This window comes from Alteromonas salexigens (assembly GCF_025628895.1).
Lineage (GTDB): Bacteria > Pseudomonadota > Gammaproteobacteria > Enterobacterales > Alteromonadaceae > Alteromonas > Alteromonas salexigens.
Genome location: NZ_JAOTJC010000006.1, coordinates 156939 through 172914, shown reverse-complemented (window position 1 = coordinate 172914; position 15976 = coordinate 156939). Strand labels below are relative to the sequence as shown.

General features: G+C 53.7%; 14 protein-coding genes. 7 read left to right on the top strand and 7 right to left on the bottom strand.

Annotation, left to right across the window (positions count from 1 at the left end; all coding sequences use genetic code 11):
• Window positions 1-59: 59 nt before the first annotated feature.
• The 3 genes from kynU to OCL06_RS04880 all read right to left on the bottom strand — a co-directional run bounded on the left by kynU (window position 60) and on the right by OCL06_RS04880 (window position 3369).
• Entirely contained in the window at window positions 60-1295 is a 1236-nt protein-coding gene (gene kynU / locus OCL06_RS04890) for a kynureninase (protein WP_262992628.1), read from the bottom strand.
• 3 nt (window positions 1296-1298) lie between these two features.
• Window positions 1299-2108 (bottom strand): alpha/beta hydrolase family protein, encoded by an 810-nt coding sequence (locus OCL06_RS04885; protein WP_262992627.1) that lies wholly within the window; start codon window positions 2106-2108, stop codon window positions 1299-1301.
• 85 nt (window positions 2109-2193) lie between these two features.
• Entirely contained in the window at window positions 2194-3369 is a 1176-nt protein-coding gene (locus tag OCL06_RS04880) for a thiolase family protein (protein ID WP_262992626.1), read from the bottom strand.
• Window positions 3370-3638: 269 nt separating this feature from the next.
• Here OCL06_RS04880 and OCL06_RS04875 point away from each other — a divergent pair, with 269 nt between their 5' ends.
• The 6 genes from OCL06_RS04875 (at window position 3639) to OCL06_RS04850 (ending at window position 10613) form a co-directional block, all read left to right on the top strand.
• Window positions 3639-4046 (top strand): MerR family transcriptional regulator, encoded by a 408-nt coding sequence (locus tag OCL06_RS04875; protein WP_262992625.1) that lies wholly within the window; start codon window positions 3639-3641, stop codon window positions 4044-4046.
• Entirely contained in the window at window positions 4043-5212 is a 1170-nt protein-coding gene (locus tag OCL06_RS04870) for an isovaleryl-CoA dehydrogenase (RefSeq protein ID WP_262992624.1), read from the top strand. The genes OCL06_RS04875 and OCL06_RS04870 overlap by 4 nt, the downstream gene beginning before the upstream one ends.
• Window positions 5213-5290: 78 nt before the next feature.
• Entirely contained in the window at window positions 5291-6898 is a 1608-nt protein-coding gene (locus tag OCL06_RS04865; RefSeq protein ID WP_262992623.1) for a carboxyl transferase domain-containing protein, read from the top strand.
• Between the two features lie 8 nt (window positions 6899-6906).
• Entirely contained in the window at window positions 6907-7704 is a 798-nt protein-coding gene (locus tag OCL06_RS04860) for an enoyl-CoA hydratase/isomerase family protein (protein ID WP_262992622.1), read from the top strand.
• Between the two features lie 4 nt (window positions 7705-7708).
• Entirely contained in the window at window positions 7709-9715 is a 2007-nt protein-coding gene (locus OCL06_RS04855) for an acetyl/propionyl/methylcrotonyl-CoA carboxylase subunit alpha (RefSeq protein WP_262992621.1), read from the top strand.
• Window positions 9708-10613, top strand: coding sequence for a hydroxymethylglutaryl-CoA lyase (locus OCL06_RS04850; protein WP_262992620.1), 906 nt, complete (start codon window positions 9708-9710; stop codon window positions 10611-10613). The genes OCL06_RS04855 and OCL06_RS04850 overlap by 8 nt, the downstream gene beginning before the upstream one ends.
• A 20-nt stretch (window positions 10614-10633) precedes the next feature.
• On the opposite strand, the gene OCL06_RS04845 is transcribed toward OCL06_RS04850, so the two are convergent.
• Genes OCL06_RS04845 through OCL06_RS04835 form a run of 3 tightly spaced genes read right to left on the bottom strand, consistent with a single transcriptional unit; the run spans window position 10634 to window position 13364 of the window.
• Window positions 10634-11818: an MFS transporter gene (locus OCL06_RS04845; protein ID WP_262992619.1), complete on the bottom strand. Its 1185-nt coding sequence runs from the start codon at window positions 11816-11818 to the stop codon at window positions 10634-10636.
• Between the two features lie 46 nt (window positions 11819-11864).
• The gene (locus OCL06_RS04840; protein ID WP_262992618.1) at window positions 11865-12824 is read right to left on the bottom strand and encodes a fatty acid desaturase family protein; all 960 of its coding nucleotides are present in this window, start codon (window positions 12822-12824) and stop codon (window positions 11865-11867) included.
• Between the two features lie 6 nt (window positions 12825-12830).
• Window positions 12831-13364, bottom strand: a complete 534-nt coding sequence (locus OCL06_RS04835) for an SRPBCC family protein (protein ID WP_262992617.1) — start codon at window positions 13362-13364, stop codon at window positions 12831-12833.
• Between the two features lie 464 nt (window positions 13365-13828).
• On the opposite strand from OCL06_RS04835, the gene glgC reads away from it, so the two are divergent.
• On the top strand, window positions 13829-15106 hold the full coding sequence (gene glgC / locus OCL06_RS04830; protein WP_262992616.1) for a glucose-1-phosphate adenylyltransferase: 1278 nt from the start codon (window positions 13829-13831) through the stop codon (window positions 15104-15106).
• On the opposite strand, the gene OCL06_RS04825 is transcribed toward glgC, so the two are convergent.
• Window positions 15099-15911: an alpha/beta fold hydrolase gene (locus tag OCL06_RS04825; protein WP_262992615.1), complete on the bottom strand. Its 813-nt coding sequence runs from the start codon at window positions 15909-15911 to the stop codon at window positions 15099-15101. The genes glgC and OCL06_RS04825 overlap by 8 nt on opposite strands.
• Window positions 15912-15976: the final 65 nt, after the last annotated feature.

Genomic DNA, 15976 nt, shown 5'->3' with positions numbered 1-15976 from the left:
CCATTATTGTCAGTATCACTGGCTAGTTAGTGATTTGCAATACGCAAACGCGCAACTGCTTAAGTAACATGCAGTTTCTGTTGAAAAACCGGGTCCTGGTACCGCTGCTCATTAAGAATAGCCGCCAGTCGTGAGACCGCCTGTTCAATATCAGCATAGGATAAATACAGCGGTGCAAAGCCAATACGTAAAATATCGGGTGCCCGGAAATCGCCAATCACGCCGTCGGCAATCCACGCCTGACAAATAGCATAGGCGTCCGGATGACGGAAGGCCAGTTGACTGCCACGGTGTTGCTCTTCAGGATAGCAGGGCGTGAGGTAACCGGCGATGTCATGGGCCTCCAGGCAGTTTTCAAAAAAGCGCATCAACGCCAAGGATTTCTCGCGCAGCGCGGTCAGTGGTACATCTTCGAATACCTCCAGCGCCGCATCCAGTATACTCATGCCAATCACACCCGGTGTGCCGGAGAGGTTCTGGCGGATCCCCTGCGCGGGGCGATAATGAGGCGAAAACGCAAACGGTTCAGCGTGTCCCATCCAGCCGCTTAGCGGCTGGATGTACTCTGCCTGGTGACGGCTGGCGACATACACAAACGCCGGCGCGCCCGGACCGCCGTTGAGGTATTTATAGGTACACCCCACCGCAAAATCTGCTTCACTTGCATCTAACCGGACCGGAAACGCACCGGCACTGTGCGCAAGATCCCAAATAACCAAAATACCTTTCTCATGAGCAAGACGCGTCACCGCCTCCATATCCTGCTTCAGCCCCGTGCGGAAATTTACCTGGGTGATCATGAGTACCGCAATGTCGTCAGTTAACGCTTCGCACAGGTTTTGTTCTTCGAGCAGCCGCAGCTCATGCTTTCCGCCTAACTGTTCTATGAGCCCCTCAGCGATATAGATATCGGTAGGAAAGTTTTCAGCGGTGGTAGCAATCACGTGACGCTCTGGCCGCATTTTCAACGCGGCACTCAGCAACTTAAACAGGTTTACCGATATTGAATCGCAGCATACCAACTGACCATCAGCTGCCCCCAGTAATTTACCCAGCTTGCTACCCACCCGGTGTGGTAAATCTATCCAGCCATGTTGATTCCATGAGGTGATAAGGCCGTCACCCCATTGAGCGTCGACCACGTCTTTCGCCCGAACCCGTGCACTGTGTGGTAATGCACCTAATGAATTGCCATCAAGATAGATCACACCTTCAGGCAGATAAAATTCGCTTTTCTTATGTGCTAACGGATCGGCTTGATCGAGTTCGCGGGCTTGTGCTTTTATTGAATTCATAAACTACTGAATAACCTGATTGTAAAAAAGTGAAAATGCCGGAGACTGCGGATACAGCCAGTCAAAATGCCCCGCCCCCTCAACCAGCTCGGTTTGCACCCCAGCTACGCTGGCCTGACCAACCGGCACAATAGTATCAGCCTGTCCCTGCAGCAAAGTGACCTTAGTATTTATCTGGTTGAAGTCAGGTTGTGCCTGTTGATACGCATCTGGCCTGTGTTGTGGTTCGCCGCCCATAAACGCGGGCACGGCTTGCTGACAGCTATTCGTGCCCTCAGCATAGCTGGTGATATCGGTAATGGCGGCCAGACCGATCACCTTATCGGCATTGAGAGTTGTCTTACTGGCAGTGAGCAGCGCCAGGTGACCACCGGCTGAGTGTCCCGCCACCACCAGCTTGTCAGGCTGACCTGCTTGTTTGAAATGGCTGTCCAGCCAGTTAAGTGCAGCCACCACATCATTTTTGGTGCCTGGCCAGCCACCGCCTTCATCACCGGTACGGCGGTATTCGATACCGTATACGTCAATACCGGCATCGGCCAGGTGGGTCATCCAGCCTTTGCTGTGAGAAATGTCATACGCCTGCAACCAACATCCGCCATGGACAAAGACCAGCGCCGTACGAGCCGGCTGGGCAGCCGCATAATGATGGATAACCTGTAACGGTGATTCGCCATAACGGTAGATCGACGTCGCGGACCGGGAGGGGAGTTCGACCACCTGCTGGTAGCTTACCCCCTGACCCGACTCGCTGGAGACGCAACCAAACTGGCTACCCACCACAACTAACAGCAACCCCACTATACGCTTCATTCCCCTCTCCTTCCCGCTCACAAAAAATGGCACCCGAAGGTGCCATTGTGCGTAAAATCACACTGGATGCCCAGCAGTATTCGGCCTATAGCATTTCCACCGCGACGGCCACACCTTCGCCCCCGCCGATACACAGTGTTGCCACGCCTTTTTGCTTGCCTTCTTTTTTAAGGGCATGTAGCAAAGTAACCAGGATCCGTGCGCCCGACGCGCCAATAGGGTGACCCAGGGCACACGCACCGCCATGGATGTTTACTTTGTTCTCGTCCAGACCCAGCTTACGAATCGCCAGCATGGTCACCATGGCAAAAGCCTCGTTGATTTCGAACAAGTCAACTTCATCTTTGCTCCAGCCGGCCTTCTCAAGCACTTTTTCCACCGCGCCAACCGGGGCTACTGTGAAATTTTCCGGCTCAATGGAATGAGTCGCGTGAGCCACCACCTTGGCCAGCGGCGTCAGGCCCTGGGCTGCCGCCTTCGACTCGCTCATTACCAGCAACGCCGCGGCGCCATCAGAAATAGAGCTGGAGTTCGCCGCGGTTACCGTGCCGTCTTTTTTAAACGCCGGGCGCAAACTTGGGATTTTTTCCGGACGGGCGGAACCTGGGCCTTCATCTGTATCGACAGTGATATCGCCTTTGCGGCCGGAAATGGTGACCGGTACAATTTCATTGCTGAACGCGCCACTGTCTATCGCTTCGCTGGCTTTTGACAGCGAACTTAATGCAAATTCATCCATCTGACTGCGGGTGATCCCTTCATCATCAGCGGTATCCTGGGCAAAACAACCCATGGCCTTGCCGTCGTACGCATTTTCCAGCCCGTCCAGCATCATGTGATCCAATACCTGACCATGACCCATGCGGTAGCCGGTACGCGCTTTTGGCAGCATATAAGGCGCATTGCTCATGCTTTCCATGCCACCGGCAATGACCGTCTCAGCGCTACCGGCTTTTATCAGATCATGGGCCAGCATCACCGCTTTCAGGCCAGAACCACATACTTTATTAATGGTGGTCACTCCGGCACTCAGGGGCAACTCCGCTTTCAGTGATGCCTGTCTGGCCGGCGACTGGCCGAGACCGGCTGGCAACACACAGCCCATCACAACTTCATCTACCTGACTGACGTCAAAATTATCACAGGCCGCCTGGATGGCAACGGCCCCGAGTTCGGTGGCAGGCACCCCTGCCAGGCTGCCATTAAAGCCGCCCATCGGCGTACGTTTTGCCGCAACAATCACTACCGCTTCATTACTCATATTCTTCTGCCTCTGTTCACTGTTCTTCGCTGTTTACGCTGCCTTAGCCTACTGCGCGTATACAAAATTAAACACAATACTTTGGTGGTACGGTCCCATTCGCCCGTCTGATACATTGACGTTAGCAAAATGTTACTTTACCTTTACGTAAATTGTAATTAACGTTAACGTAAACTCGAATGAATTATGTGTCAACGTCTGTTCCGCGATGGATGTGACTGGCGCGTAAACACGGGCAACCACATGGTGTCCATCACAAGGTATGTGACATGACCAAGCACAATAATGAACCAACCTTTACAATTGGGGAACTGGCGAAAGAGTATGACATAACGCCAAGATCCATCCGGTTTTATGAAGAGCAGGGGTTACTGAGTCCGAAACGTACTGGCCAGAACCGTATTTACTGTAATAAAGACCGGGTAAGGTTAAAGCTCATATTACGGGGCAAGCGTCTGGGATTTTCGCTGGCCGAAGTCAAAACCCTGTTCGATCTTTACGATACGCATTTAAATTCCGCAGCCCAGCTGGAAACTATGCTGGAGTTAACTGAACAAAAACGTGCGGTACTTAACCAGCAACTTGAAGACATTCAAATGTTAATGAGTGAACTGGACGAAGTAGAAGCGCGCTGCCGCGAAGAGTTGGCAGAACTGAAAAGAGGAAAACTTGCATGAATACTCCGTACCCTACATTGAATTTCGGCCTCGGCGAAGATATCGATATGCTTCGCGACCACGTTTACCAGTTTTCACAAAACGAAATTGCGCCGCTGGCAGAAAAAGCGGATGAAGCAAACGCCTTCCCCAACGAGCTGTGGCCAAAGCTTGGCGACATGGGCTTGCTGGGTGTCACAGTATCAGAACAATATGGCGGTTCAGATATGGGCTACCTGGCGCATACAGTGGCAATGGAAGAAGTCAGCCGCGCGTCGGCGGGCATCGGACTGAGCTATGGTGCGCACTCTAATCTGTGCGTAAACCAGATTTACAAAAACGGTAACGACGCCCAGCGTGAAAAGTACCTGCCTAAACTGGTTTCTGGTGAGCACATCGGCGCGCTGGCAATGAGTGAACCCAACGCCGGCTCTGACGTGGTCAGCATGAAGCTTAAAGCTGAAAAGCGCGGTGACAAGTACATTCTGAACGGCAATAAGATGTGGATCACCAACGGCCCGGATGCCCATACTTACGTGGTATACGCGAAGACGGACCCTGCTGCGGGACCGAAAGGGATCACTGCCTTCATTATTGAACGGGATTTCCCGGGGTTCAGTCAGGCACAGAAACTCGACAAGCTGGGTATGCGCTCTTCAAATACCTGTGAACTGGTTTTCGAAGACTGCGAAGTGCCTGAAGAAAATATTCTCGGCGAAGTGGGTGGCGGCGTACGCGTACTCATGAGCGGCCTTGATTATGAACGCCTGGTATTGTCCGGCGGGCCACTGGGTATCATGCAGGCCTGCATGGATGTGGTTGTGCCTTATATTCACGACCGTGAGCAGTTTGGCCAGTCTATTGGTCAGTTCCAGCTCGTGCAGGGCAAGGTCGCCGATATGTATACCCAGATGAATGCTGCGCGTGCCTATGTGTATGCGGTAGCCAGATCCTGTGACCGCGGTGAAACCACCCGTAAAGATGCCGCAGGGGCAATTCTCTATTCAGCCGAACTGGCCACCAAAATGGCGCTGGATGCCATTCAGTTGTTAGGCGGCAACGGCTATATCAATGAGTACCCGACTGGCCGTTTACTGCGTGATGCCAAGCTCTATGAAATTGGTGCCGGCACGTCCGAAATCCGCCGCATGCTGATTGGGCGCGAGTTGTTTAAAGAGTCTCAGTAACCGCACACTTTATTATGACAGCATGCCACCCCGGTAGCAGCCGGGTGTGGCGCTTTTTCAGGATACACAGGAGGGTGTATGCCCGTCTTACGTACACAAATAAATACTAAATCTGAAGCCTTCAAAGAAAACGCCGACCATATGCAGATTCAGGTCGACGACCTGCTAGACAAAATTGCAAAGATTAAACTGGGTGGTGGCGAAAATGCGGCTGCCCGTCATGAGTCACGGGGTAAATTACTGCCCCGTGACCGGGTTAATGCCCTGCTTGATGACGGCTCGCCCTTTTTAGAAATCGGTCAGCTGGCAGGCTGGGAAGTTTACGATGACTATGTCCCCGCTGCGGGCGTCATTGCCGGTGTCGGCCGGGTGGCTGGCGTGGAATGTATGATTGTGGCTAACGATGCCACGGTCAAGGGCGGCACTTACTATCCGCTAACTGTGAAAAAACACCTGCGTGCGCAAACTATTGCCCAGGAAAACAATCTGCCCTGTATTTACCTGGTAGATTCCGGCGGAGCTAACCTGCCCCGCCAGGATGAAGTATTCCCGGATAAAGACCACTTTGGCCGTATTTTCTTCAATCAGGCCAACATGTCGGCCCAGAATATCCCACAGATTGCCGTGGTCATGGGTTCCTGTACTGCCGGTGGCGCCTATGTGCCTGCCATGGCGGATGAGAGCATCATTGTTAAGGAACAAGGCACCATTTTCTTAGGCGGCCCGCCGCTGGTAAAAGCGGCCACCGGTGAGGTGGTTAGCGCCGAAGAACTGGGTGGCGGCGATGTTCACACCCGTACCTCTGGTGTGGCTGATCAGCTGGCAAATAACGACCACCATGCGTTGAAACTGGCACGCGATGCCGTCAGCCGACTGAACCGCAAGAAAGACGTGCAGCTGGACGTCCGTCCGGTGGTGGAGCCGCTATACGATACCCGTGAGATTTACGGCATTGTGCCCAAAGATACCCGTAAGTCTTTTGACGTCAGGGAAATCATTGCCCGGGTGGTAGACGGCTCTGAGTTTGACGAGTTTAAACCCTTGTACGGCACCACGCTGGTCTGCGGCTTTGCGCGCATCTTCGGTTATCCCGTGGGTATTGTGGCAAATAATGGCATCCTATTCGGCGAAAGTGCGTTAAAAGGCGCACACTTTGTTGAACTGTGCGCCATGCGCAAAATTCCTCTGGTCTTTTTACAGAACATCACCGGTTTTATGGTAGGTAAGCAGTACGAAGCCGGCGGTATCGCAAAACATGGCGCCAAGATGGTGACTGCGGTGGCCTGTGCCCAGGTCCCCAAAATGACCGTCCTGATTGGCGGCAGCTTCGGTGCCGGTAACTATGGCATGTGTGGCCGCGCCTATGATCCGCGCTTCCTGTTTATGTGGCCTAACGCACGCATCTCCGTCATGGGCGGGGAGCAGGCCGCGGGAGTACTGGCCCAGGTTAAACGCGACCAGAAAGATCGCGCCGGTGAAAGCTGGAGCGAAGAAGATGAAGCCGCGTTCCGCAAACCTATCGTCGACACATATGAGCGCCAGGGACACCCCTACTACGCCTCAGCCCGGCTCTGGGATGACGGCGTGATTGATCCGGCAGACACCCGCATGGTGCTGGGCTTGTCACTGTCTGCCGCCCTGAATAAACCGATAGACGAAACCCGCTTCGGCATTTTCCGGATGTAAGGACAGACATGATGACCACCGACAACAACGCTATTCAGTATCACATCGATGAACGAGGCGTAGCTTACATCACGCTGAGCCGCCCAGAAAAACATAACGCTTTTGACGATGAAATGATTGCCGGACTGACGGCTTACTTTAAACAGGCTGGCGCGGATGACGCCGTGCGCGTAGTCGTGCTACAGGCCGAAGGCAAGAGCTTCAGCGCCGGCGGCGACTTACGCTGGATGCAGCGCATGGCTGACTACAGTTACGAAGAAAACCATGCCGACGCCATGTTATTGGCGACTATGTTGCATACACTCAATACGCTCCCCAAGCCGACTATAGCACGGGTTCAGGGTGCTGCCTTTGGCGGCGCGGTAGGACTGATTGCCTGCTGTGATATGGCAGTGGGCAGTAAACTCAGTAAGTTCTGTTTAAGCGAAGTGAAAATTGGCCTTATTCCGGCCACCATTAGCCCGTATGTGATCGAGGCAATGGGGCCCCGGGTTTGTCGCCGCTACTTCCAGACAGCAGAAGTGTTCTCGGCGCGCCGGGCACGCCGGCTTGGCTTGCTCAGCGAGACGGTAACCGAGGAAGAGTTGGATACCACCATTGATGACCTGATTGGCAATCTGTTAAAGAATGGACCGACAGCAGTCAGTCAGGCAAAAGCGCTGATCCGTGACGTTGCCTACCGCCCGGTAGATAACACACTGATGGAAGATACCAGCAAGATGATTGCAAATATCCGGGTATCAGAGGAAGGCCAGGAAGGTCTGCACGCCTTTTTTGAAAAACGTCCGGCACGCTGGCAGGAGTAACACTATGATCCGCAAACTACTAATTGCTAATCGCGGCGAAATTGCCTGCCGTGTGATTAAAACTGCTCGTCGTCTGGGCATTGCCACAGTAGCCGTTTATTCGGATGCCGACGTGAATGCCCTGCATGTAAAGATGGCCGATGAGTCTATCCACGTTGGCCCGGCCCCCTCCAAAAACAGTTACCTACAGGGCGACCGGATCATCGAGGCGGCCAAAAAGCTAAACGTTGATGCGATTCATCCGGGCTACGGCTTTCTGTCAGAAAACGCAGCCTTCGCCAACGCCTGTGCGAAAAATAATGTGATATTCATCGGGCCGCCGGCGTCGTCGATTGAAGCTATGGGGTCCAAATCAGCGGCCAAAACCATCATGGAAAAAGCCGGCGTGCCGCTGGTACCTGGCTACCATGGTGACGATCAGGCCCGGGACACCCTCAAAGCTGCCGCTGATAAAATGGGTTACCCGGTATTGCTGAAAGCCGCCGCCGGCGGTGGCGGTAAAGGTATGCGTCAGGTCTGGTCTGAAGACGAGTTCGACGAAGCATTAGCCGCAGCGAAACGGGAAGCCATGGCGAGCTTCGGCGACGATATTATGTTGGTTGAAAAATATCTTACCCAGCCCCGCCACGTGGAAATCCAGGTCTTCTGTGACAGTAAAGGTGATGGCGTCTACTTGTTTGAACGCGACTGTTCGGTACAGCGCCGACACCAGAAAGTTATTGAAGAAGCGCCTGCCCCGGGTATGACCGAAGCCTTGCGCTCCACCATGGGTGAAGCGGCGATCAAGGCGGCTCAGGCCATTGACTATGTTGGTGCCGGTACCGTCGAGTTTTTGCTGGATGCCGACGGCTCCTTCTACTTTATGGAAATGAATACCCGCCTGCAGGTAGAGCACCCGGTAACCGAGCTGATTACCGGAGAAGATTTAGTAGAGTGGCAAATCCGCATTGCAGAAGGCAACCCGCTGCCAAAAGAGCAGAGTACGCTCAGCATTCGTGGGCATGCCTTTGAGGCGCGCATTTATGCAGAAGATCCTGACAATGATTTCCTGCCGGCCACTGGCACCCTTAGCCTGCTCCAGCCACCGCAGGAAGATACCCATGTGCGGGTAGATACCGGGGTGGTTGAAGGCGATGAAGTGTCAGTGTATTACGATCCGATGATTGCCAAACTGGTGGTATGGAGTGAAAACCGCGACATCGCGCTGGAACGGCTACTCAAAGCATTGCGTGAGTACCATATAGACGGCGTGACCACCAATATTGAGTTCTTATACAATGTGGCTGCCAACAAAGCCTTCCGTGACGCCGAGCTGGTTACTACCTTTATAGAAAAGCATCAGGACAGCCTGTTCGCTGCCCGCGGCAGCCTGAATGTTGACCGGCTGCCCGTGATGGCGTTACTGGTGCTGTTACAGAAACAACATGGCTGCGCCGTGGCCCCCGGAGACGCCACCTCCCCATGGGCCCAGCCCACAGCATGGCGCGCCAATGAAGCGCACACCCAAACGATCACGTTGCTCTACGGTGACGATGAGCACGAGGTGACGGTAGCGACACTCCCCTCCAGTCAGGGCGCTGCACCCACCTGGCGCATTACTGCTGCCGAGCATGCCTGGACAGTATCAGGCCACATCGAAGCACACGCTCTGCACGCACACATTGACGGGCACCGGCAACGCTTCACCTGGTCGCAACAGCAAAACAACTATGTCTTGTTCGCGTCCGACGCAGCGTACCACTTCAGCGAGCAACTGCCGGATTACGGCGATGATGCAGACGCTGCGGGCCCCGGCGGTTACACCGCACCGATGAATGGCACCATTGTGGACTTACTGGTTGAGCCGGGTGCAGATGTGAAGAAAGGTACCACCCTGCTGGTCATGGAAGCCATGAAAATGGAGCACGGTATCAAGGCGCACACCGACGGCAAAGTCAGTGAGTTTTATTTCAAGCCCGGCGAACTGGTTGACGGGGGCGCCACGTTGCTGGCGTTTGAAGACAATGAGTAGGCGCTACCCTGACTCAGTCAGCCTGGTGGAAGTGGGGCCCCGGGATGGGCTGCAGAACGAAAAGGTGCAGGTCAGCAGTGCGCAAAAAATTACGCTGGTTAATCTGTTGGCCGACGCCGGGCTCACCCGTATTGAGACCGGCAGTTTTGTCTCGCCCAAGTGGGTGCCGCAGATGGCTGACTCCCCGGATATATTTGCCGGTATCACCCGCAAGTCGGGGGTCACCTACTCGGCGCTGACACCAAATATGAAAGGCTTTGAAAATGCGGTGGCCGCCGGCGCCGACGAAGTCGCGGTGTTTGGTGCCGCGTCGGAATCATTTTCACAGAAGAACATCAACTGTTCGGTTGCTGAAAGCCTTGCCCGGTTTGAGCCTGTTATGCAGGCTGCCAAAGAACACGGTTTGCGGGTGCGGGGGTATGTATCCTGCGTACTGGGCTGCCCTTATGAAGGCGAAATTGCTCCCCAGGCCGTTGCCGATGTCAGCAAAACCCTGCTGGATATGGGATGTTACGAAATTTCGCTGGGTGATACTATTGGCACTGGCACGCCGGTGAAAACGGCCCGGATGCTGGAAGCGGTACTCAGGCAGGTACCGGCACACGCACTGGCCGCGCATTTTCACGATACCTACGGTCAGGCGCTGGCAAACTTGCTGGTGGCACTGGAGCACGGCATCGCTACCATCGACAGCGCGGTAGCGGGTTTGGGCGGATGCCCTTACGCGAAAGGGGCCAGCGGTAACGTGGCCACCGAAGATGTCTTGTACATGCTGGATGGCATGGGCATAAACACTGGAGTCTCTATGCCCGGGCTGTTAAAAGCCACTGACATGATCAGTACCGTCTTGGGCCGACCGCCGGTGTCTAAAGTTGCCGCCGCTATGGCCGCAAAATAAGCTGACGCTGAGGCCGATGATTAGCCGGCCTCAGTGCTTTTTTCTGCCGGTAATATTAGCGTAAGCGCAATCCCCAATACCAGAAACCCTGCCATCAGATACACTACCGAAAACGGAAGTAACGGTTTAATGGCGGCGTAAAAGCCCCCGAAACCCAGTAATATGAGACCGATTGCGGTATTACTGAACCCTACCAGCTCTGTGCGATCCTGCCCGCTTTTCACATCCAGACTATAGGTTTTACGACCTGTTCTTACCCCGGAATGTGCCACCGACAGCACGAAGAACAGCATTGCTGACAGCCACAGAGACGGGTCGTTCAAAATAAGTAAACCTGCGCATGCGAGAATGGCTAATGCGCCGGCCAGTTGTAATGTAAGCCGCGCGCTTTTATCAGACACGGCGCCCCAGAAGAACGAGGAAAGCATAGTGGCCGCTGCCTGCGCTGCCAGATAGAGTGGCAACAAGCGTTCTGCACCATAGTCACTTTCCAGCATAAAATAGGGCGCTACCAGCGCCGAGTGCACAAACAGCCCTCGCACTAAGACAAAGCGGTAAACCACATTGTCGAATTGCCAGAAACGGGTTTTATCACGCTTGGTTTCCCCTTTTTGTACATCGACATAGGTTTTAATGGGGAAAATAACGATAAAGGTGATCAGAAAGGATAATGCTGCGGCGCCCAACAAACCGTAGATAATGTTATTGCCCAGCTGTTGCTCAAAATAGACCAGTGGCACTGCAACCAGAAGCGTAACCACGCCCGACGCAGTAGACGCTATACCCACCAGCTTGCCCCGTTCCCCTTTCGCGGCCACATCGCCTTCCATATCCTTGACTGTTAATGAGCACGCCGACCGGCCCAGACTCAGTGCAGCCAGAGCCCCCAGGATTACCCAGCCCGCATGTGCCCCGGATAGGACCAGGGCCGATGCCAGCATGGTAGTAGCAGCGACTACCTGAATTAACATACCGATTCGCCATACCGGATGGCGGGGGGCATGTTTACGTAAGATCACGCCGATCCCCGCCTGGGGTAATAATGCACCGGACTCACGGATGGGCACCAGCCACCCCACCATCCAGGCCGGTGCGCCGAGGGTAATTAACAATGCAGGTAAGGTGGTTTTCGGGGAGACCAGTAAATCCGCCAGCTTGTTACACGCCAGTCCGGCTACCAGTTTATATTTATTACTTAACGCCAAGGCGAACTCCTGAATGAACTGCGTTGGCCAGCTTATACCGAAAGGATTAACGCCGGATCATTTGGCGAATTACTGCCCCGTAATCTGGCAAAATCTGAGCACCTTCCAACACGTCTGACGCTCGCAGGTACGAATGAAACGCCGCCAGCCGGTATGGTGGCACCGAGGGTAACCAGTGATGCTCAAGATGATAATTCACATGATTGGGTGCTACTGTCAGCCTGGCAAGCAGTCCTGCACGGACTGTTCTGGCATGTTTACGGGGATCTTTATCAAGCAGATCAGGCACATTTGCATGTTCGGCTGCGTTCCGAAGCCGGGAGAATAGCTGAAACGTAGTGAGGTATGCCAACCACCAAAGTCCGTACAGCCAGGGGCTGGCAAGTAGGGTCAGAATAGAAAAAAGACCCATATGAAATATGGAGGCCGGCCATAAATTCTGCGCCAGACACGTCAGTGACTGAAACACCGAGGGCTGCTCAGTGGCCTGTGTATTCGTGTATGCCATGTCGTATTCAACCCGACCGGCATGCATCATACAAAGAATGGCCGTGTTTTTTATCCCGGTCAGCCCTATTACATCGCGCCCTAATTTACGTAGCAGGCTGCGTCTGGTCACCGGATAAGGGCGGTAATTAGGGTAATCGGGATCGTCAACCGTGCCAGCATTGGCGTGATGTTTAAGATGGTAGTGCCGATAACCATCGAACTGCGCCAGGATTGGCGCTGCGCACAGCCACCGCCCGACATAATCATTCATCTTAGCCTGACGGAATAGCGCCCGATGGGCGCAGTCATGCATTAATATACCCAGGCCTAACTGCCGGTTACCCAGCAACACCAGGCTGAGCACAATTGTTACCGGGTGTAGCCATACCCCGGGCAGCACAAAGGCCAACACAATTAAGCCGTGATTAACAATGAGCATAGCGGCGGCGCGCACGTTGCTGCGCCTCAGGAAGGGCTTGGTATTCAGTTGTCGCAGCTCACGCTGGAAATCCTGCATGGCGGGTTACCCCTGGTTTTCTACCACGGTTTTGAGATTTTCCAGGCCGGTTTCGAAATCTGGTCCGATCATACCATCCATCATCAGAACGAAATACCGGTCTACCGGGTTATTACCTACGGCGCCCTCGTCGGTCCAGGTGACCCGCGTCCCCTCGGGCACGGGCTCTAAGGTAAAACGGCCTGTCGAGCCCATATCAAATTCAGGGAAGTACAGGCTGTATTCAACTTTGCGGTTGTGGACCAGCTCAGTTATTTCCATCTCCCCATTGCCCTGGGATTCACTGGCCCATTCTGAACGCATGCCAATCGCGCGATCTGGCCCCGCGTAATTTACCTGCATGTTAGGATCCCGCTGAAACCATACCCCCCAACGAGGCCAGGCTTTCAGATTTACCACATTGTCGTAAATAGCATTGGGCTCGGCCTCTATGACAATGCTGCGTTCAATACGATATTCACTGGGAAGCAAAAGTCCTACGGCTGCCATCACAACAATGACAATCACCACTCCGTAAATCAGTTTCTTTAGCACAGACATGCCTGTCTCCATGGATTATTCACTGCACCACACACAATATAACAAAAGATTAACAAATGGCAGCATCACGTACTACTATTCAGATAGGAAGGGTAAGACAGGCGGTTTCGGAACCGGCGAAACAGGCTTTTAGTTCAGCATTGGCCCAGATCACCCCACGTTTACCCGCTTTCAGTCCGCTACTGCCAGGTACTAACTGGTTGAGCCTGTTGTAAGCAGTCGTGGCATTATGATTATCTTTGTGTAGTATGGACTTAGAGCTAACCGCACATTAGCTCCTGACGTTCTCAGACAACAGGAAGTTGAGAGTACGCGAAACCACAAGTTTAATGAAAAACAGTGCTCCAGCACCGTTGACTGCCCCCCTCGGGTTTACGAGGAGCCCGCTGTCACACGCGTTGCTGAGTGTGCGCAGGACTTACCCGACACAGTGGTACCGTGTCCAGATCAATGGAGAAGAAGAGATGGCAGATAATCCGTCACGCTATATCAGTAACCTTACCCGCGACACCTATGCACTTATCCTTGCAGGCGGTAAGGGTTCCCGATTGCACGAGCTGACGAACTGGCGTGCCAAACCCGCGCTGTATTTTGGTGGCAAGTTTCGAATAATAGACTTCCCCTTATCTAATTGTGTGAACTCAGGTATCCGCCGGATTGGCGTGGTGACCCAGTACAAATCTCACTCACTCATTCGCCACCTGGTGCGTGGCTGGGGGCACTTTAAAAAAGAACTGGGGGAATCAGTAGAAATTTTACCGGCCTCTCAGCGATTTTCCGAGAGTTGGTACGAAGGCACCGCCGATGCGGTATTTCAGAATATCGACATTATTCGTGACGAGTTGCCTAAGTACGTCATGATCCTGTCGGGTGACCATATCTATCGCATGGATTACGGCCACATGCTTGCCCGGCACAAAGAAAGTGGCGCCAAAATGACAGTGTCGTGCATGTCAGTGCCCATCGAAGAAGCGGCTGGCGCATTCGGCGTAATGTCGGTTGACGAGGATTACCGGATACTGGGCTTTGAAGAAAAGCCTGCGTCCCCTACTCCGCTCCCCAATGATCCCACACGTTGCCTGGCATCGATGGGTAACTACGTATTTGACACGGAGTTTTTGTTCGAACAACTTCGCCGTGACGCAGAAAAAAGCGAGTCACAGCGCGACTTCGGTAAAGATATCATTCCTTCTATTATTAAAGACCACATGGTGTGTGCATACCCGTTCGAGGGAGGCTCGGGCGCGAATGCGTACTGGCGTGATGTCGGTACCATCGACTCATTCTGGGAAGCCAATATGGAAATGGTGGCCCCGGTTCCCCAGTTAAATCTGTACGACCACCACTGGCCTATCTGGACCTATCAGGAACAGTTACCCCCCGCGAAATTTGTCTGGGAAGACGAGGAGCGAAGGGGGCAGGCAATTAACTCTGTGGTCTCCGGCGGCTGTATTATATCAGGCTCCACCTTGCGCCGTAGCTTGTGCTTCTCGAACGTGCGGGTACATTCGTATGGTCTGATTGAGGAAGCGGTTATGCTTCCGGACGTTGAGGTAATGCGCCATTGTAAACTGCGCAAGGTCATTATTGACCGCGGCTGTACCATCCCTGAAGGCATGGTGATTGGTTACGATCATGACCACGATCGGGAACGGGGCTTCCGCGTTTCAGAAAAGGGTGTGGTTCTGGTTACCCGGGAAATGCTCGGCCAGCCGGTCGGCGGCCTGAAAACCGCTAACTAACCTCTGATGGCCACGCGGCAACAATCTGTTGCAGTGTGGCCGCAACCTTTTCCGGGTGCTCCAGAGGAAACATATGCCCACCCGCCACCTTCATATTCGTCATTTTATTGCCTTTTAAAAATCGCTGTCGCATAGCCGGCCGGCATACCTTGCTATCTGCACCTACCACCAGCGTCGCCGGGCACTGCAAACGGCCATAATAGCGATGTAAATTATGCGGAACGTTCCTGAACAGCGCCGCCTCAATATCGGCGTCAAACGTCAGTTGCCAGTGCTCTCCACGCTTAGCGATTACGGCGTTCACATAGTCGCGGATGCAGCGCGGATCCATGTTTTTGAATAATCCTTTGCCGGCGAAATAGGCGGCCATATCTGTTGAGTTGGGCCATCGTGTGCGGCGTGTCACTGCCAGGCTGGCTGGCGTCAGGCGGTCGATCAAAGGCGTAAATTTCGCCAGTTTAAACAAGGCGCTGGGCAAGCCGGTAACCAGTGGCGGGTCAAGCATGATCAACCCGCTGAACAGCTCGGGAGCTTCGCACGCAGCCATATAGGACACCACAGCACCAAATGAGTGGCCAATAGCAATGACGGGCTGATTGCCGGGACGGTGGCTCTCGATATAATTTATCATCTCTGCCACCTGGTTTCGCCAGTTCGCATTAACCGGCAGCTGTGTGTTGTGCCCGAACTTATCAATACTTATCCGGTGCCAGGCGTCCGGCAATGCCGCAAACAACTGCTGGTAGCTATTAGCAGGGAAGCCATTGGCATGAGCAAAATGATACACAGGCGCTGAATGTGACATAGCTGAGGATCTCTTCATTTAATACGGATAGCTGGGGCCAGACTACGGCTGGCAAAAAAGGCTTG

Coding starts and splice junctions, on each gene's coding strand:
- kynU (WP_262992628.1), bottom strand. CDS start 1,295: ATGAATTCAATAAAAGCACAAGCCCGCGAACTCGATCAAGCCGATCCG.
- OCL06_RS04885 (WP_262992627.1), bottom strand. CDS start 2,108: ATGAAGCGTATAGTGGGGTTGCTGTTAGTTGTGGTGGGTAGCCAGTTT.
- OCL06_RS04880 (WP_262992626.1), bottom strand. CDS start 3,369: ATGAGTAATGAAGCGGTAGTGATTGTTGCGGCAAAACGTACGCCGATG.
- OCL06_RS04875 (WP_262992625.1), top strand. CDS start 3,639: ATGACCAAGCACAATAATGAACCAACCTTTACAATTGGGGAACTGGCG.
- OCL06_RS04870 (WP_262992624.1), top strand. CDS start 4,043: ATGAATACTCCGTACCCTACATTGAATTTCGGCCTCGGCGAAGATATC.
- OCL06_RS04865 (WP_262992623.1), top strand. CDS start 5,291: ATGCCCGTCTTACGTACACAAATAAATACTAAATCTGAAGCCTTCAAA.
- OCL06_RS04860 (WP_262992622.1), top strand. CDS start 6,907: ATGATGACCACCGACAACAACGCTATTCAGTATCACATCGATGAACGA.
- OCL06_RS04855 (WP_262992621.1), top strand. CDS start 7,709: ATGATCCGCAAACTACTAATTGCTAATCGCGGCGAAATTGCCTGCCGT.
- OCL06_RS04850 (WP_262992620.1), top strand. CDS start 9,708: ATGAGTAGGCGCTACCCTGACTCAGTCAGCCTGGTGGAAGTGGGGCCC.
- OCL06_RS04840 (WP_262992618.1), bottom strand. CDS start 12,824: ATGCAGGATTTCCAGCGTGAGCTGCGACAACTGAATACCAAGCCCTTC.
- OCL06_RS04835 (WP_262992617.1), bottom strand. CDS start 13,364: ATGTCTGTGCTAAAGAAACTGATTTACGGAGTGGTGATTGTCATTGTT.
- glgC (WP_262992616.1), top strand. CDS start 13,829: ATGGCAGATAATCCGTCACGCTATATCAGTAACCTTACCCGCGACACC.
- OCL06_RS04825 (WP_262992615.1), bottom strand. CDS start 15,911: ATGTCACATTCAGCGCCTGTGTATCATTTTGCTCATGCCAATGGCTTC.